Source organism: Erythrobacter sp., from assembly GCF_024305245.1.
Taxonomy (GTDB): Bacteria; Pseudomonadota; Alphaproteobacteria; order Sphingomonadales; family Sphingomonadaceae; genus Erythrobacter.
In genome coordinates this window covers 96,732-114,794 of record NZ_JAMWYX010000012.1, presented here as the reverse complement: position 1 = coordinate 114,794, position 18,063 = coordinate 96,732, and the positions used below count along the sequence as shown (strand labels likewise).

The following is an 18,063-nucleotide window of genomic DNA, read 5'->3' as shown; positions in this document are numbered from 1 at the left end:
ATCGCCTGCAAGGTCAGCGCCAGATCGTCGAGATTGGCGCCGAGATCGGCGGCGGGGGCGGGCAGGGCGGCATCGAAGTTGCGCTGACCGGCAATGATTACGAAGGCATCTATGTGTCCGCCCGCGCGCTCGCGGACGCGATCGACGGATCGGCGATCCTGTCCGACCCCGATCTTTCCTATCAGCCGACCCAGCCGCAGCTATCCATCACGATAGACCGCGCCCGCGCCGCCGATCTCGGCGCCAATCTCGACGATCTGGCGCTGACCTTGCAGGCGATGGTGGACGGGCTGGAAGTGGTCGATCTCAATGTCGATGATCAGGCGATCCCGATCCTGCTGACCTCGCAGACGTCCGCGATCACCGGGCCTGCCGATCTGGGCAATCTTTATGTCCGCAGCACCGCGGGCGGGCTGGTGCCGCTGTCGGCATTGACCACCCTGAACGAGCAGGGCGTAGCCGCGGAACTCGACCGCACCGAGCAACGCCGCGCAATCGAGGTGCAGGCAGCGATCGCCCCCGGCGTGCCACTGGCCGATGCGGTGGCCGAGATCGAGCGATTGGCGGAAGAGGCGCTGGCGGAAGGGATCGAGCCCATCCTGCAGGGCGAAGCGCAGCAATTGGAGGAAAGTTCGCGCGAATTGCTGCTGACCTACGGCTTTGCGGTTCTGATCGTGTTCCTGGTGCTGGTCGCCCAGTTCGAAAGCCTCGCCAGTCCGTTCGTCATCCTTGCCTCGATCCCCTTCGCGCTGGCTGCGGCGCTGTTCGCGCTGTTCATTTCAGGCAATTCGCTCAACATCTATTCGCAGATCGGCCTCGTCATGCTGATCGGGCTGATGGCCAAGAACGGCATCCTGATGGTCGAATTCGCCGATCAACGGCGCGAGGAAGGCTCCGATGTCGCGACAGCGATCCGCGAGGCTGCGACCATCCGCCTGCGCCCCATCGCGATGACGTTGATCTCCACTGTCGCAGGCGCGGTGCCGCTGGTGATCGCGAGTGGGGCGGGGGCCGAGGCGCGGCAGGCAATCGGCTGGGTGATCTTCGGCGGACTGGGGATTGCCGCGCTGTTCACGCTGTTTCTGGTGCCTGCCCTGTATGCGCTGATCGCCCCGCTGGCGAAATCGCGCAGCGTCGATCTTGCGCGTTTGGACCGTGAATTGCGCGCTGACGAGGAACGCGATGCGGAGCCTGCGACATGAGGCTGCGCGGAATTGCCATCGTGCCAGCGGTGATGCTGCTGGCCGCCTGCGCCACCCCGCGCATCCCGACGGTCGAACCGGCGGCGGGCGTTACCCTGGCGCCCGACTATTTCGCCGGTGCGCGGCCAGAGGCCGGGCTTGAGGACGCATGGTGGCACGGTTTCGGCGATCCGGAGCTTGACCGGCTGGTCGATGCGGCGCTCACCCGCAATCCCTCGCTCGATGCCGCGCGCCAGCGGCTGGCGGCGGCGCGGGCGATCGTGGTCGCCGAGGAATCGGATTTCCTTCCCACCATCGACGGCGAAGTGGCGGGCGACAGCGTGTTCGACGATCGCGGTTCTTTTACCGATGGGGCGGGTGCGAGCCTCGGCGGCGTATGGCGGATCGACACCAACGGGCGGCTGTCGGCGGAACGCGCTGCCGCCATCGCCGCGGCCGACGGGGCGGCGCAGTTTGTCGCCGACCGTCGCCGCCTGCTCGCTGCTGCCGTGGCGAGCCAGTATATCGAATTGCAGCGCACCGCCGCGCGGCTGCAACTGCTGGAGGAATCGAGCGATCTTCAGCGGCAAACGCTCAGGATCGTGACCTTGCGGTTCGAAGCGGGCCTTTCGTCCAATCTCGACGTGCGCCGCGCCCGCGCCGATGTCGCTCGCACCGAAGCCCAGCGCGGCCTGCTGCTGTTGGCGCGCGCGCGGGCTGCCAATGCGCTGGCGGTGCTGGTGGGCGAGACCCCGTCCGGCGTGCCTGAAGCAGAGGCCGATACCCAGATACCGAACTTTGCCAGAGGCCCGGCGATTGGCGTGCCCGCAGACGTGCTGCGCCGCCGCCCCGACTTGCTGCTGGCCGAGGCATCGATTGCCGAAGCAGCCGCGAATGTCGGGGTGGAGCGCGCCGATCTTCTGCCCGCGCTTGCGCTCCCCGGTCTGGTGACGCTGGGCGATGGCAGCGTTGACGGGCTGTTTTCGCAGGCCATTGCCAGCCTTTCCGCCGTGTTGGGCGTGCCGCTGATCGATGGAGGCCGCCGCCGGGCGGAAGTGCGGGCGGCGGAAAGCTTTCTTGCCGCCGAACTGGCCGATTACCGACAGACACTGCTGTCGGTTCTGGCGGAGGTCGAAACCGCGCTCACCGCGATCAGTGCGGCCAAGGACAGGACCGGCGAATTCCAGAATGCCGTGACCGAGAGCGAGGCTGCGTTCGAACAGTCCAACGCGCTGTACCGCGAAGGGCTCGCCTCGCTGTTCGATGTGCTCGACGTGCAGCGCCAGCTGATCTCCAGCCGCGAATCGCTGATCGATGGCAATGCCGATCTGGCGCAGGCCTATGTCGACCTGTTCACGGCAGTCGGCGGCGAAGTGGAGCGGGAGCCGGGACGAACCGCCGACCCGGCCTGACCCGCGCACTTGCGGATTGCGGGCGTCTGGCCCAACCTGCCAGCCTCTCACCACGCCCCTTTCGCCCGTGCCGAGTATCTTTGCCGCCATGCCCGATCACCCATCCGACCCGGCACCTTACACCATCAAGCTCGCCAGCTATAATATCCGCAAGGCCATCGGCACCGACCGGGTGCGCAATCCGCTGCGTATCCTGAAGGTGCTGCAGGAGGTGGATGCCGACATCATCGCCCTGCAGGAAGCGGACCGCCGCTTCGGTGTACGCAGCAGCGCCTTGCCGGCGTTGTTGATCGAAAACCACACCGACTACGTCCCCGTTCCGCTCGACGTGCAGCACGATTCGATGGGCTGGCACGGCAATGCCATTCTGGTGCGCAAGGGCATTGGAATCACGCATCACGACATCATCCACATCCCCTGCCTCGAACCGCGCGGTGTGGTGACCGCGACGCTGGAAACTGCGGGCGGCCCGCTGACGGTGTTCGGAATGCATCTCGACCTGTCGGGTCTGTGGCGCGTCCGGCAGGCGCGGGTGATCGCCGAACTCGCCGAAACCGCGCAGGCAGAACGGCCGACCGTGATGATGGGCGATCTGAACGAATGGCGCGCGAACGCCGGGTGCTTCCGCGAATTCGGGCGGCACTTCGGCATCCTCGATTGCGGGCCGAGCTTCCACAGCCGCCGTCCGATCGGACGGCTCGACCGGATCATGCATTGCCAGCGCCTGTCGCCCAAAGCTTGCGGCGTGCACCACAGCGCACTTGCCGCGACCGCTTCCGACCACCTTCCGGTTTGGGCGGAGTTTGAAATGATGTCAGGTGGTTGACGGGCAAGTACACGGTTTCGGTCTTTCGCGAGCCGCGATAGCATTGAAGAACCTGCGTTAGGGCTGCAATTACGTAAACTACTAGAGCCAAAGCGATGCCTCCGGATGCAGGGGCGCTTTTTGCTCCAGCTTTCGGGACGGTGAGGCTTCATGTTCGAATTCCAGTCCTACCACGTCCTGCTGGCCGTCGCGGGCATGGCGATAATCGTTTCCTACTGGTCGCCGCGCTTCATATCCGGACGCGAACCGGCGGCATCCGCTCTGCTTGTATTGACGGGATTTGCGGCTTTTTCGTGGATTCCGGGCATGCCGGGGGCCATCAATCCGATCAATTCGCCGCGCGTCTGGGAAGTGGCAGCCGAACTTTGCGTGATCATCGGGCTGTTCGGAACGGGCCTGAGAATAGACCGGTTGGTCGGGCGCAACTTGTGGAAGCCCACGCTCCGCCTGCTTGTTATCGCTATGCCGCTCACGATCCTAGCGCTGGCAGTTATCGGATGGCAGGCGGCAGGCATGACATTGGCCGGAGCCCTTCTGCTCGGCGCGGTATTGTCCCCGACCGATCCCGTCCTTGCCGGAGACGTGCAGGTGGGCCGACCATCGGAAGGTGGGGAGCATCCCGTGCGCTTTGCCCTGACAACCGAAGCGGGGCTGAACGACGGGCTGGCATTCCCATTCGTGCATCTCGGGGTTGCGATTGCCACTGCGGGTGTGCTCACTACCGGGCTTTTCGCCGAATGGGCAGCGCGCGACGTCGCTTATCGCCTGGTGGTCGGCGCGACTGGCGGAGCGGGTGTGGGCTGGCTGCTCGGCAAACTGCTGTTCGATTGGCCCCGGGAAAATGCCCTCGCCACAACGCAAGCGGGTGTTGTCGCCTTTGCCGGGGTCATCTTCGCATACGGCCTGACCGAATTGATCGAAGGTTACGGATTTATCGCGGCCTTTGTCGCGGGTCTCGTCTTGCGCCGACAGGAAACCGAGCACGAATTCCATGCGCGGCTGCATGATTTCTCCGAGTCTCTGGAACACACCTTGACGGCGATCATACTCGTTGCGCTGGGTGCCGCATTGCCGAGCCTGTGGCCCTATCTCGGTTGGCCCGAGGCCATCATCGGCCTGTCGCTGGTATTCATCATACGCCCTGTCGCTGCGTGGCTCGCATTATCTGGTATGAGCCTGCGCTGGCGCCCGCGCGCAGTCATTTCGTTCTACGGTGTGCGCGGGATCGGATCGATCTACTATCTCGCCTACGCAGGGCACCACGTCGAACTGGTCAACGAAGGCGCCTTATGGGCGGTGGTGGCTTTCACCATCGTGCTGTCGACGTCTGTCCACGGCCTTACCGCGGGAATTGCAGTCGAGCGCGTGACACTCGACGAAGACTGATCCCGGCACGGCGCGAGCTAATAATGCGACTGATTATCATTGACGGGAGGTCGGAACGCTCCTAGCAGCGGCGCGTCACAAGGGCTGCCCCTTGGCCGTGATCTGCCGGAGACGACGTGAAGCGTTCCACCATCAGGATCTGGTTCATCGTTCACAAGTGGACGAGCCTGGTCTCGACCCTTTTTCTGCTGATGCTGTGTGTTACCGGCCTGCCGCTGATCTTCCATGACGAGATCGACGCGATGCTAGGCGAGGATTACGAGGCGCAGCTGCCGGGAGCGCCCTCTGCGCAGGCCGGGTTGTCGCTCGATGCGATGCTGACGGAGGCTCTCGCCCAGCGTCCCGGCGAAGTCCCGCTGTTCATGGCCTTCAGCAATGACAGCCCGCTGCTGACCGTCACCACCGGCCCGAGCCCCGCCGCTGCCGAAAGCGAGATGACGCTGCTGTTCCTCGACCGGGCGACCGGACAGGTGATCGGCCCGGCGCCGAGCGGGGGCGTGATGGACTTCATCCTCTCGCTGCATGTCGATCTGTTCCTCGGCCTGCCCGGGATGCTGTTTCTGGGTGCGATGGGCCTCTTGTTCGTGATCGCGCTGGTATCGGGCGTGGTACTCTATGCGCCGTTCATGCGGCGGCTCGAATTCGGAACCTTGCGCACCGCCCGCAGTGTACGGGTGCGGCGGCTGGATCAGCACAATCTGCTCGGGATCGTGACGCTGGGCTGGGCGCTGGTGGTCGGGCTGACGGGCGTGATCAACACGCTTGCCGATCCGCTCACATCGCAGTGGCAGAACGGCGAACTGGCGCAAATGACCGCGCAATATTCAGGCTCCGCCCCGCTCGATCCGGCAGACTATGCCTCGCTCGACACCGCAATGGCGGCGGCGCAGGACGCGCTGCCGGACCGGGCGCCGCAGTTCATCGGCTTCCCGGGCGGGGCCTTCAGCACAGCGCATCACTACGCGGTGTTCTTTCAGGGCGACCAATCGGCGACCCAGTTCCTGCTCACTCCTGCCCTGGTCGATGCACGCGATGCGACGCTTACCGATGCGCGCGCCATGCCTGCGATCAATCAGGCGCTGATGCTGTCGAAGCCGCTGCATTTCGGCGATTACGGCGGCCTTGCGCTGAAGCTGCTGTGGGCACTGTTCGACCTCGCCACCATCTGGGTGCTGTGGACCGGCCTGATGCTCTGGCTCCGGCGCGAGCCGGGCCGGATCGAGCGGCGCATCGACGAAATCGCAAGCGGCGCGGCGTCCGGTTTGGGGCGGAGCGCGAGGGCGTGAAACATGCACCTTCCCCCCGCACCGCGCCGCGCAGCCTTGCCCGCGTATTCGCATTGCCGCTGCTGCTGCTGGCCGCAAGCCTTGCCGGCCTGCTTATCGGCCTGACGGGCGAAGGCCCGACCGATTGGGCTGCCGCCGCACTCCTGTTCCTCCCGCTGTTTGCCATCGCGTTCGCGTGGCAGCGGCGCGGCTGACCTCTCTCTCCCTCGATATTTTCGGACGTGACATGACCAAGACCCGTTACCTGATTTCCGCCTCGCTCCTCGCCGCCGCATTTGCAGCCCCCGCCGCCGCTCAGGAGCAGGAGGACAGCGCCACCATCGTCGTGACCGCCCAGCGCAACAATGCGACGCAGGTGATCAACGGCGGCGAGGCAGGCGTGTTCGGCCCGATGCCGGCCGAGGATTTGCCCTTCTCGATCCGCAGCTTCGACGAGACACTGATCTACAACCAGCAGCCGCTGACGCTTGGCGAAGTGCTGGATAATGACCCGACCATCCGCACCACCTATGGCTTCGGCAATGCTGCCGAGCAGTTTGTGATCCGCGGCTTTGCGCTGTTCGGTGACGATATCGGCGTGAACGGCCTCTATGGGATCGCCCCGCGCCAGCTGATCGCCCCCGAACTGTTCGAGCGGGTCGAGGTGCTGAACGGTGCCAACGCCTTCATCAATGGCGCGGCGCCCGGCGGATCGGCACTGGGCGGCAGCGTCAATCTGGCTCTCAAGCGTGCTGGGGGCCGCGATGTCACCCGCGCAACGGTCGGCTTTGTCGGCGATGCGCATGTCGGGGCCAGCTTCGACGTTTCGCGCCGCTTCGGGGCCAACCGGGAATGGGGTCTGCGCGTAAACGGCGCATACCGCGATGGCGAAGTCGCGATTGATCGCGAAGACCGCCGCACGCAGGTGCTGGGCGCGGCGCTCGATTATGATGGCGGCGCCTTCCGTGCCGCGCTCGATTTCGCCTATCAGGAAGTGCGGGTCGATGGCTTGCGGCCCAAGGTCACCATTGCAGGCTTCATCCCGCGCCTGCCCGACAGCGATGCCAATTATGCCCAAGATTACACCTTCACCGAACTGCGCGATATCTTCGGCACGCTGAACCTCGAGTACGATCTGTCCGAAGACGCGATGCTCTATGCCCGCGCCGGCGCACGCGATGGCAGCGAGGACGGCATCTATGGCGGGATCACCGCGCTCGACCAGGCGACCGGCGATGCCAACGGAAACGCGCTGTTCGTGCCGCGCACCGACAATAACGAGGCGATCGAAGCGGGCTTCCGCGGCCGCTTTGCGCTCGGCGGCACCACGCATGAAGTGAATGTCGGCGGCAACATCAACTGGCAGGTCAACCGCAACGCCTTCGATTTCCTCTATGGGCCGGGCTTCGCGGGCTTTGCCACCAACCTTTACGATACTCCGCAGCTGCCGATCCCGTCTTCGACCTTCGTCGGCGGCGACCTGAATGATCCGTTCCCGATCGTGAAGAACCGCCTGTCCAGCCTGTTCGTCTCCGACACTATCGGCCTGTTCGCGGACAAGGTGCTGCTGACCGGCGGCGTTCGCTATCAGGAGATCCAGGTCGAAAACTTCGCCTACGCGGACGGCTCGCGCGAGACGTTCTATGACGAAAACCGGCTGACCCCGGTGGCGGGCCTTGTGGTCAAACCGGCAGAAGGGCTGTCGCTCTATGCCAATTACATCGAGGCGCTGCAGCAAGGCCCGGTCGTGGTGGACCCGGCGTTCGCCAATTTCGGGCAGGCGCTGCCCCCGCGCGTCTCCGAACAGATCGAACTGGGCGCGAAATACGCCATCGGCCGGATGTTCGCGAGCCTCGCGCTCTACCGGATCGAGCAGCCGGGCGAAGGCGTTCTGGCCGGGACCGGCGCACCGGTCTTCGGCTATGTCGGCGACCAGCGCCATCAGGGGGTCGAAGCAACGCTCAATGGCGAGATCGTGCCGGGCCTGCGGCTGATCACCGGCCTTGCGCTCAACAATGCCGAGCTTGACAGCGGGCTGGAGGTGGTCGGCGTTCCCGAACTCACCTTCAACGGCAATGTCGAATGGGATCTGCCCTTCGCCCCCGGCTTCACGCTGACGGGCCGCGTCACCCACACCGGCGAACAATTCGCCGACGCCGCCAACACGCTGACACTCGACGACTGGACCACGGTCGATCTCGGCGCGCGCTATGTCTTTGCGGCAGGCGACGCGCCGGTGACATTGCGTCTGACGGTGGACAACGTGTTCGACGATGCGTTCTGGGCGTCATCCTTCGACGCCTTCACGCCTGCGCTACTGCAAGGGACGCCGCGCACCGTGCGGGCGTCCGCATCCATCGCATTCTGATGTGGGCCGCTGGCGGGCTGGCCGGATGAAAAGGTCGCCATCATCCGGCGAACTCATGTTGACCAATAGCCGGGAATCGTGGCAATCGGCCAGCGCGCGTCACACGGCGGCAAAAGCAGGACCGTGAACAGGGGCGAGGGCGGCAACGAGATCGCCCTTTCCAATGCGATGCGGGTGTAGCTCAATGGTAGAGCAGCAGCTTCCCAAGCTGACGACGAGGGTTCGATTCCCTTCACCCGCTCCAGCATCGCCGGAACAACCGGGGTTGCGTTTCGCGGATGCGTCCCTTGCTCCATCAGGGCTCTGCGTCGTACGGGGCGGCGAGCGAAGCGTAATTGCAATTGGAACATCACCGCGCGCGCGATGTTACCCCCGCCATGATCGGCAAGAAGGAATGGGCCATCGCCGAGGGATATATCCCCAGCGGCGGAGCAGGCGAGGACGACCATCCGCTGGTCTCGCACGAGACCGCATGCATCCTCAATCCGGGTGATGAGGACGCCCGGATCGAGATCACGGTCTTCTTCAAGGATCGCGAACCCGCCGGCCCCTACCGAGTTACGGTCGCAGCCCGGCGCACGCTGCACCTTCGTTTCAATGACCTTGAAGACCCCGAACCGGTGCCGCGCGACACCGACTATGCATCGGTCATCCGCTCGGACCAGCCCATCGTGGTGCAGCACACCCGGCTGGATTCGCGCCGTGGCGGCGTGGCGCTGCTCAGTACGACAGGATATTCGCAATGAGACAGGTCGTGGTCGTGACCGGCGGCAGCGCAGGCATCGGCCGCGCGGCGGTCCGCGAATTCGCGCGCGCGGGCGCCGATGTCGCCATTCTGGCGCGAGGGCAGGAGCGGCTCGACAATGCCGTCCGCGAAGTCGAGGCGGAAGGCGGAAGAGCGCTCGCCATCCCGGTCGATGTCGCGGACGCGGACGCGGTGGAGGCGGCAGCCGAACGGATCGAGCAGGAACTGGGTCCGATCGACATCTGGATCAACAATGCCTTCGCTGGCATCTTCTCCACCTTCATGGACATGAGCCAGGAGGAATTCGAGCGGGTCACTGCGGTAACCTATTTCGGGCAGGTCAACGGCACGCGGGCGGCACTGAAGCGCATGCTGGCGCGAGACCGGGGCACGATCGTGCTGGTCGGATCGGCTTTGGCCTATCGCGGAATACCGCTGCAATCGGCCTATTGCGGGGCCAAGCATGCGCTTCAGGGCTTTCTGGATTCGCTTCGCCCCGAACTCCAGCACCGCGACAGCAAGGTCCATGTGACGATGGTTCAGCTGCCGGCGGTCAATACGCCGCAATTCGACTGGGCGCGTTCGCATGGGGCCAATAAGCCGCGCCCGGTCGGCAAGATCTACCAACCCGAGGTTGCGGCGCGTGCCATCAAGTTCGCGACCGAGGTCAGACGCAAGGAAGTGTGGGTGGGCAACACCACCGCGCAGGCGATTCTCGGAGACAAGGTCGCATCCTCGCTGCTCGACCACTACCTCGCGGAAACGGGTGTGGAGGGGCAATCGGGCAGCGAGCCGATGAAACAGGATCGCGCGGACAATCTGTTTACGGCACCTCCGGGCGATCCGGGCGCCCATGGACGGTTCGATGACAAGGCGGTGGACAGCAGCTGGCAGATGGCGCTCAACCGCAATCGCAACGGCGTGGTGGGAGCGGCCGGTCTGGCAATCGCGGCAGGACTGGTCCTGACACGCTGGCGCAGCCGCAGCTGAGGGGACGCATGCAAGAGGCTCCTACCCGCGACGATACGCTGCCCGTTTCGGCGCTTGTGATCATGGGGCCGAGCGGGTCGGGGAAGAGCACCCTGGCACGCGCACTTTCAGCGCGGCTCGGATGGGGCATGATCGAGGGTGACGATCACCACCCGGCCAGCAATCGCGCCAAGATGAACGCGGGCGAGCCACTGACCGAGGCCGATCGCAGGCCGTTTCTCGAAAGCATCGGTCGGACAATCGCAGCGGCGACAGGTCCGGTGGTGGTCGCCTGCTCGGCGCTGCGCCGCGCCCACCGCGAACTTTTGCAGGCTTTCGCCGACGGCATCCTGTTCGTGTGGGTCGATGTCGAAGGCGACGAGTTGAAGCGCCGGATGGAGCGCAGGCGTGACCACTTCATGCCCCCGTCGCTGCTGGCCGACCAGATCGGCACGTTCGATCCCCCGACGCCTCCTGAACCCTTCATCCGCATTGATGGCAACCTGCCGATCGCGAAGCAGGTGGCTGCGATAGAGCAACACCTTGGGCGCTGCTGCCGGCCCACGCCGGACGCTGACGGCGAGAGCAAGAGGAGGCGGCATTGACGCAGTGGTGGCGCGACGCGGCGATTTACCAGATTTACCCGCGATCCTTTCAGGACACGAACGGCGACGGAATTGGCGATCTCGAAGGGATACGCCAGCGGCTGACCTATCTGCGAGAGCTCGGGGCCGATGCGGTCTGGCTATCGCCGATCTTCCAATCCCCAATGAAGGATTTCGGCTACGACATCTCCGATTACCGTGCGATCGATCCGCTGTTCGGCGACATGGCGCAGTTCGATGCGCTGCTGGCGCAGGCACATGACGCCGGACTTAAGTTCCTGCTCGACTTCGTTCCCAATCACAGCTCCGACCAGCACGCGTGGTTTGCCGAAAGCCGGTCATCGCGCGACAATCCGAAACGCGACTGGTACATCTGGAAGGATCCGGCGCCCGGTGGCGGCCCGCCCAACAACTGGATCAGCAATTTCGGTGGCTCTGCCTGGGAATGGGACGAGGCGACCGGGCAATATTACTACCACGCCTTCCTGACCTCGCAGCCGGATCTGAACTGGCGCAACCCCGAGGTGCGCGAAGCCATGCACGACGTGCTGCGCTTCTGGATGGACAAGGGCGTGGACGGGTTTCGCATCGATGTCGTCTGGCATCTCGCGAAGGACACCGCGTTTCGTGACAATCCGCCCGACCCCGCGTGGAAGCCGACCCAGCCCGAAATCGATCGAAACCTGCAGAAATATTCCGCCGACCAGCCGTTCGTGCATGAGATCATCGAAGAGCTGCGCGATGTGATCGACGAATATCCCGACCGGCTGCTGATCGGAGAGATCTATCTGCCGATCAACCGGCTGGTGGACTATTACGGCAGGGGCAACGAGGGGCTGCATCTCCCGTTCAATTTCCAGCTGATTACCTCGCCCTGGCGGGCCGATGCGATCCGCGAACTGATTGCCGAATACGAAGCCGCGATTCCGCAAGGCGGCTGGCCGAACTGGGTGCTGTCAAACCACGACCAGCCTCGCATCGCCAAGCGCGTGGGCCTTGCGCAGGCGCGGGTCGCTGCGATGATGCTGTTGACGCTGCGCGGCACGCCGACGCTTTATTACGGCGACGAAATCGGCATCGGTGACGTTCACATTCCGCCCGATCGCATTCAGGACCCCTGGGCCAAGAACGAGCCGGATGCCTCGTTCAACCGCGACAAGGCCCGCACCCCGATGCAGTGGTCGGCAGACGCTCACGCCGGCTTCAGCGAAACCGAACCGTGGTTGCCTGTCACCGACGATCATCAAACCCGCAATGTCGCCCATCAGCAGGGCGATGCCGGCTCCATGCTTGCGCTTCACCGGACGCTACTGTCCTTGCGAAAGCAGCGGGAAGACCTGCGCCGCGGAGATTACCGGGCGCTCGACCTCGGCGGGCCGCTCGTGGCCTACCTGCGCGGTGACACGACTGCTGTTGTCCTCAACCTCTCGTCTGATCGGGCAAAGCTTGACCTGCCGGAGGAATGGCAAGGTGGAGAGGTTCTCCTGAAGGCTTCCACGGGGGAGGGCGGAGGACCGGTGCCGGGCAGCATCGAAGGCGACGAAGGCCTCATCATCGCGTTTCGCGGAGCAGGCGAATGATAACCGACCTGTGGTACAAGCACGGCCTGATCTACAACTTCTCGCTCAGCGGATTTCTCGACGCGAATGGTGATGGAATCGGAGATCTGGAGGGCGCGCATCGACGGCTCGACTATCTTCAGGGTCTCGGCGTAACGGCGATCTGGCTGGCACCGTTCCAGCCGTCTCCGATGCGGGACCACGGCTACGATATCAGCGATTATTACGGGATCGATCCGTGTTACGGGTCATTGGGGGATTTCGTCGAGTTCTCGCGCGCGTGCAAGCAGCGCGGTCTGCGCCTGATCATGGATCTGGTCGTCAATCACTGTTCCGACCAGAACGCATGGTTCCAGAAAGCGATCGCGGATCCCGGCAGCAAGTATTTCGACTATTTCATCTGGGCGGATGAAAGGCCGGAGGATGACGAAGAGGGCGTGATTTTTCCGGGGGTTCAGGAAACCACCTGGACCTATAACGAGACGGTCGGGAAGTATTACTTCCACAGGTTCTACGAATTTCAGCCGGATCTCAACATGGCGAACCCCGAGGTCCAGCGTGAAATGCTGAAGATCGTGGGCTTCTGGCTCGAGCTGGGCGTGTCGGGCTTTCGCATCGATGCCGTTCCGTTCCTGATCGCCGAAGAAGGGATCAACCTCAAGGATCCGCAGCCCGCCTATGGATTGCTGCGCGATATCCGTGCGCTCGCACAGTGGCGCAAGGGTGACGCGGTGCTGCTGGCGGAGGCGAATATTCCGGCGGAAAAGGCTCTGCAATATTTCGGGGACGATGGCGAACGGCTGCACATGATCCTCAACTTCCCGGTCAATCAGGCGCTGTTCTACGCTCTGGCTTCGGCCGACACCGTCCCGCTGCGCAAGGCACTCGAAGCATCGCAATGCATTCCGGGATCGGCGCAATGGGCCAATTTCCTGCGCAACCACGACGAACTCGACATCGGTCGCTTGCCCGAGGATCAGCGCGAAGCGGTGTTCGCGGCCTTCGGACCTGACGACAACATGCAGATTTACGGGCGCGGAATCCGGCGGCGCCTGTCACCGATGCTCGGGGGTGACCGCCGCCGGGTCGAACTGGCCAACAGCGTGATGATGACCCTGCCCGGCACACCGGTCATCCGCTATGGTGACGAGATCGGCATGGGCGACGACCTGTCACTGCCCGAACGCGAACCGGTGCGCACGCCCATGCAGTGGTCGGACGGGCCCAATGGCGGGTTCAGCCCCAGCAAGGATCCCGTCCGCCCGCCGATCGACAGCGGCCCTTACAGCTTCGAGATCGTCAATGTCGCCCGCCAACGCGCCGCAGAAGATTCGCTGCTCAACTGGATGGAGCGGATCATTCGCAGCCGAAAGGAGATGCCGGAAATCGGCGAAGGCGAATTCTGTGTGCTCGAAACGCCGGCGCACATTCTGGCGCTTCGCTTCGACTGGAAGGATCACCTATCAGTATTCGTGCACAATTTCGAGGATCGGTGTTGCGAAATCGCGCTCGATATTGGCGTCGCTCCCGAATGCACCCGTTTACGGGGCGTCCTAAGCGACACGAGTTTCGATGTCGGAGAAGACGGTCGATATCCGATTGTCTTGGAACCCTATGGCTATCATTGGCTGCGCGCCGGCGGGTTGGAGCAGATCCCGCAGAGCCGGTAGGGCGAGCCAGCTGTCTACACCAATTGCACTGGCCGCCCGGCGATCATTTCCTCCATCACGAAATGTCCGGTCACCACCGACAGATCGAACCCGTCGACCAGCTGCTGGTAGAACCGGTCATAGCCCCTGATCCCTTGCGTCACGACCTTGACGAGGTAATCCCATTCGCCGCCGATGCGGTAGAGATCGACCACGCCGGGGATGCGATTGAGATGGTCCTTGAAGGCCACGGCCCAGTCCTTGGAATGGTGCGGGGTCTTGATCATCACGATCACCACCAGATCGAGCCCGAGCCGCGCCAGATCGACCTGCGCCCGCTGCCCGCGCAGCACGCCTTCGGACTGGAGCCGCTGGAGCCTGCGCCAGCAGGCGTTCTGCGACAGGCCGACCTCCTCGGCCAGTGCGCGCTGGCTGAGGGACGCTTCGGTCTGTAGCGCCATCAGGATCTTGCGATCAATTCTGTCGATTTCGAACGCTTCAGTGGTCATATGAACGATACATTAGCCTAATTGCCGCGAAATCGGTAATGAAATCTCGCGCAGACTAGGCGAAACAGTGCGCATGACCAATGCGCACCCCTGCTCCGATGCCGACGAGGCCCAAGCCCTGTTCGATACCTTCCGCGCCGATATCCGCACCAAGGTAATACAAGGCACGCTGGCGCAGTCGGTCATCGGCAAGGGCAGGCTGATCGATGGTCCGCTGGGGCCGCAGCCGCTGCTCTATGCCGATTACGCCGCATCGGGCCGGGGCTTGCGCGAAATCGAGGACTTCGTGCTCGAGCACGTGCTGCCCGTCTATGCCAATCCGCACACGCAGGCGTCATGGTGCGGTCGGTCGATCAACGCACTGCGCCGGGTAGCGCGGTCCGAGGTGGCGCGGTTCTGCGGGGCAGGGGCGGGCAATGCGGTGATCTTCGCCGGGTCTGGCGCGACGGCGGGCCTGCAGAAGCTGGTGCGGCTGTTCGGGGTCGATCAGCGCGATGCTGCGGGGGAACGCGCGCTGGTGCTGCTCGGCCCCTACGAGCATCATTCGAACCTGCTGCCGTGGCGCGAAAGCGGGGCCGAAGTGATCGAACTGCCCGAGGATGCGGCGGGCGGGCCGGATCGCGCGGCTTTGAGCGCGCAGCTCGATCGCGCAGCAGGGCGACGGATTGTTGCTGCCTTTTCCGCCGGATCGAACGTCACCGGCGCGCTGACCGATATCGCCGCAGTCTCGCGCATGGTGCAGGCGGCGGGCGGCAAGGTGATCTGGGATTTTGCCGGGGCAGCCCCCTATATCGCGATGCAGATGCGTCCGGCGCCCGACGTGCAGATCGATGCGCTGGTGTTCTCGCCGCACAAGTTCGTCGGCGGCCCGGCGTCATCGGGCGTGCTGGTCGTGCGGCGCGATGCGGTGGCGCTCAACAAGCCCTCGGCACCGGGCGGCGGCACGGTCAGCTTCGTATCGCCGGGCGGGCAGGATTACCTCGCCGATCTCGCCGCGCGCGAGGAATCGGGCACGCCCAATGTCATCGGCGATATCCGCACCGCGCTTGCAGGCATCGTGCGCACCGCGATGACCGAAGCCGGTCTGGACAGCCGCGCCGCAGCGATGTGCCGCGCGGCATTGGCGCGGTGGCGTGCGAACCCCCGGATCGAAGTGCTAGGGCGGGCCATGGACACGCACCTGCCGATCGTGTCGTTCCGGATGCGCGGTGCACGCGGCGAACTGGTCCACCACCAGCTTGTCACCCGTATATTAAGCGATTGCTTCGGCATTCAGGCGCGCGGCGGCTGTGCTTGTGCCGGGCCTTACGTGCACCGCCTGCTGGGGATCGACGAGGCGGAATCGCAGGCGATCCATCAGGCGATCCGGCTGGGCGCGGAGCTCGACAAGCCGGGCTTCGTGCGGGTCAACTTCTCGCCGCTGATGGATGATGCCGAGCTTGAGACCCTGATCGCCTGCGTCGAACAGGTCGCCGGGGAGAGCGACAGCCTTGCCCGCCATTTCACCGCCAATCCGGCCACCGCCGTGTTCGAGCCGGTCGCCGCCTGATCCGGCGTGCGGCTTCCCTCGCTCACCTGCGTCAGGCGGGCAGGGCGAGGTGCTTGGCACCGAACACTGATTGCCAGCTTTCGATCTCATCCACCACCGCTTCGTCCAGGGCATGCATCAGGTCGGCGGCGGCGGCATAGGTGATGCTGGCCTCTGCGCCCGACAGCAGCAGGCCGATCCGGGTTTCGATCTCGCCCAGCTTTTCCGCGGCGACCTGCGAAATTGCGCCGAACCGCTCGAAATCGCCAAAATAGCGTATCCCGGCAAGGTTCGCGCCGAGCGTCGGGAACGCGACGCCCAGGAACGTGAAGACAAGCGAGGTTTCAGCCGCCCATGACTTGGGAATGACGCCTGCCGCGCCGCCCAGTTTGAACAGGAGATAGGCCAGCACCGATACCACCGCGAGCCGGAAGCAGATGCCCGCCGCCCGGTCGAGCCGGTGATGAACCCGTTCAAGCCGGTGCGATTTGGCTTCGTGATAGGCGCGCTGGGCGACCACGTGCGGCAGCACCACCTGTGCAAGCCCGGCGCGCAGATAATCGCGGGTCAGTCGGGCGCGCGGAAGGCCGACGGCGCGCAGTGTGTGGCGGACGAAATGCTCGGGCCACTCCGCGCCCGTCGCGCCCCCTCCCTTGCGGGGCCAGCGTCCGGTGGGACGCGATACGCCGAGCAGCAGCAAGCCCGGCGCATGGCGCAGATATTCCGCCACGCGGCGCAGTTCGAACCAGCGCCGGTGCCAGCCGAGCCGCGAACCGGCGGCGGTCAGCACCAGAATGCCTGTCAGCAACAGCAATTCGATCGTCGCGAAGATCCATTTGATCTCGGTCAGCCCTGCGGGAAGATAGGCAATGCCGATAATCACCGCCAGCGCCGCGAGCACGAAATTGACGCACATGCCGCTGCGATAGGCATCGGCAAGGCGGCTGGCGATGCCATCGGACCAGGCGAACATCGGCAGCACTTCGTTGCGCAGGCGCCCCGCCACGGCTTCATCGCCGCCCGGCAGCGTGCTGGCCGCCGCTGCCAACCCGGCCCCGCTACCGGCTGCAATCTCCGCCGGTGCCTCGTAATCGACCCTGAGCGCGCCCCACGCGCCCGGACCGCCGCCGAACACGCGTTCGATCCGGCGATAGAGGCCGAAGGCGCGCGAACTGCGCCCGCGCCATGCTTCGCGTTCGAGCAGCGCAGGCGCCCAGCCTTCGGCCACGACAGCGGCGCGGATGATCGCTTCGAGACGCGCAACATCCGGCCCGGTGCCGGGCGATGCGGCGCGCGGCTGCCCCAACTCCTCCGGGCGGGTGAGGATCGACCAGTCCTGCGGTGTGGCCGGATCGATCAGCAGCACCGGCGTGCCCAGCGTCAATGCGGTCGTGACGGTGTGCCCGGTTCCCCCCGGCAGGTTCGCGATTCTGCCGTCCCACACCGCGACGACGAGATCGGTACGCTCGATCATGACCCGCCCGGCGAGCGCGACATTATCGGAAACGAGCGCTTCGAAGGCGCGCGCCGCGACGCGGTTTTCCGGATCGGTCAGGCTTGCCAGCCACAGCGCTTCGACCTCGGTGTCGCGGTCGGCCAGCTCGAACAGGTGCGCTCTGGCGGTGATCGCGCGGATCGCGGCGGCGCGGGTTTCGACCGCATGATCGGCGGCGGAGTTGCCGCGGCACAAGGCGGCGGCATCCTCTGGGTTAACCGGATGGGCGTTGATCGCCAGATTGAGATCCGCGCCGAACGGAAGTGGCACCACCAGTTCCCACCCGCGCGCCAGCGCCAGTTCGGCGGCGATCTGATCGGTGCCATCGACCAGCAGGCTGTGCAGCCGCAATGCACTCTGCGCGTCCGGAAGGCTTGCTGCGGCGATCTGTTCGATCTGTGCCAGCAGGCTCTCCAGCGCGGAGGAGATCGCGCCTGCATGGGCGGAGAACGCGGGATTGGTGGCGCGATGACCGGTAACGCCCAGCGCAAGATGCGCTTGCCAGCGGGCTGGGATTGGCAGGGAGGGCATTGGCAGATCGTCTCCTTGCCGGTGCGGCGCGCTTG

General features: G+C 64.9%; 15 protein-coding genes and 1 tRNA gene. 14 read left to right on the top strand and 2 right to left on the bottom strand.

Annotated features, from left to right (window positions below; genetic code table 11):
• The 13 genes from Q0L48_RS14950 to Q0L48_RS14890 all read left to right on the top strand — a co-directional run.
• The coding region (locus Q0L48_RS14950; RefSeq protein ID WP_296722266.1) for an efflux RND transporter permease subunit at positions 1-1,202 on the top strand (1,202 nt) is incomplete at its 5' end.
• Positions 1,199-2,593 (top strand): TolC family protein, encoded by a 1,395-nt coding sequence (locus Q0L48_RS14945; protein WP_296722264.1) that lies wholly within the window; start codon positions 1,199-1,201, stop codon positions 2,591-2,593. The genes Q0L48_RS14950 and Q0L48_RS14945, both read left to right, overlap by 4 nt.
• Positions 2,594-2,681: 88 nt before the next feature.
• Positions 2,682-3,419, top strand: coding sequence for an endonuclease/exonuclease/phosphatase family protein (locus tag Q0L48_RS14940; protein WP_296722263.1), 738 nt, complete (start codon positions 2,682-2,684; stop codon positions 3,417-3,419).
• A 150-nt stretch (positions 3,420-3,569) separates the two neighbouring features.
• Positions 3,570-4,805, top strand: coding sequence for a cation:proton antiporter (locus tag Q0L48_RS14935; RefSeq protein ID WP_296722261.1), 1,236 nt, complete (start codon positions 3,570-3,572; stop codon positions 4,803-4,805).
• 116 nt (positions 4,806-4,921) lie between these two features.
• A complete protein-coding gene (locus Q0L48_RS14930; RefSeq protein WP_296722259.1) occupies positions 4,922-6,091 on the top strand; it encodes a PepSY domain-containing protein in 1,170 nt (389 codons plus the stop codon).
• Positions 6,088-6,285, top strand: coding sequence for a hypothetical protein (locus tag Q0L48_RS14925; protein WP_296722258.1), 198 nt, complete (start codon positions 6,088-6,090; stop codon positions 6,283-6,285). Before Q0L48_RS14930 ends, Q0L48_RS14925 begins: the two co-directional genes overlap by 4 nt.
• 32 nt (positions 6,286-6,317) lie before the next feature.
• Positions 6,318-8,438, top strand: a complete 2,121-nt coding sequence (locus Q0L48_RS14920; protein WP_296722256.1) for a TonB-dependent siderophore receptor — start codon at positions 6,318-6,320, stop codon at positions 8,436-8,438.
• Positions 8,439-8,608: 170 nt separating this feature from the next.
• Positions 8,609-8,682 (top strand) — tRNA-Gly (locus Q0L48_RS14915).
• Positions 8,683-8,815: 133 nt separating this feature from the next.
• On the top strand, positions 8,816-9,184 hold the full coding sequence (locus tag Q0L48_RS14910; protein WP_296722254.1) for a sensory rhodopsin transducer: 369 nt from the start codon (positions 8,816-8,818) through the stop codon (positions 9,182-9,184).
• Positions 9,181-10,173: an SDR family oxidoreductase gene (locus tag Q0L48_RS14905; protein WP_296722253.1), complete on the top strand. Its 993-nt coding sequence runs from the start codon at positions 9,181-9,183 to the stop codon at positions 10,171-10,173. The genes Q0L48_RS14910 and Q0L48_RS14905 overlap by 4 nt, the downstream gene beginning before the upstream one ends.
• A gap of 8 nt (positions 10,174-10,181) precedes the next feature.
• A complete protein-coding gene (locus Q0L48_RS14900) occupies positions 10,182-10,757 on the top strand; it encodes a gluconokinase, GntK/IdnK-type (protein WP_296722251.1) in 576 nt (191 codons plus the stop codon).
• Positions 10,754-12,337, top strand: a complete 1,584-nt coding sequence (locus Q0L48_RS14895) for an alpha-amylase family glycosyl hydrolase (protein ID WP_296722250.1) — start codon at positions 10,754-10,756, stop codon at positions 12,335-12,337. Before Q0L48_RS14900 ends, Q0L48_RS14895 begins: the two co-directional genes overlap by 4 nt.
• Complete coding sequence (locus Q0L48_RS14890) at positions 12,334-13,986, top strand: alpha-amylase family protein (protein WP_296722248.1); 1,653 nt, start codon at positions 12,334-12,336, stop codon at positions 13,984-13,986. The genes Q0L48_RS14895 and Q0L48_RS14890 overlap by 4 nt, the downstream gene beginning before the upstream one ends.
• Positions 13,987-14,000: 14 nt before the next feature.
• Here the strand turns inward: Q0L48_RS14890 and Q0L48_RS14885 are convergent, their stop codons facing one another.
• Positions 14,001-14,474, bottom strand: coding sequence for an Lrp/AsnC family transcriptional regulator (locus tag Q0L48_RS14885; protein WP_296722247.1), 474 nt, complete (start codon positions 14,472-14,474; stop codon positions 14,001-14,003).
• A gap of 73 nt (positions 14,475-14,547) precedes the next feature.
• Between Q0L48_RS14885 and Q0L48_RS14880 the strand changes: the two genes are divergently transcribed.
• Positions 14,548-16,023 carry an aminotransferase class V-fold PLP-dependent enzyme gene (locus Q0L48_RS14880; protein ID WP_296722246.1) on the top strand — a complete coding sequence of 492 codons (1,476 nt, stop codon included), beginning with the start codon at positions 14,548-14,550 and terminating at the stop codon, positions 16,021-16,023.
• A 31-nt stretch (positions 16,024-16,054) separates the two neighbouring features.
• Here Q0L48_RS14880 and Q0L48_RS14875 read toward each other — a convergent pair whose 3' ends face one another.
• Positions 16,055-18,028 (bottom strand): hypothetical protein, encoded by a 1,974-nt coding sequence (locus Q0L48_RS14875; protein WP_296722245.1) that lies wholly within the window; start codon positions 18,026-18,028, stop codon positions 16,055-16,057.
• Positions 18,029-18,063 lie beyond the last annotated feature (35 nt).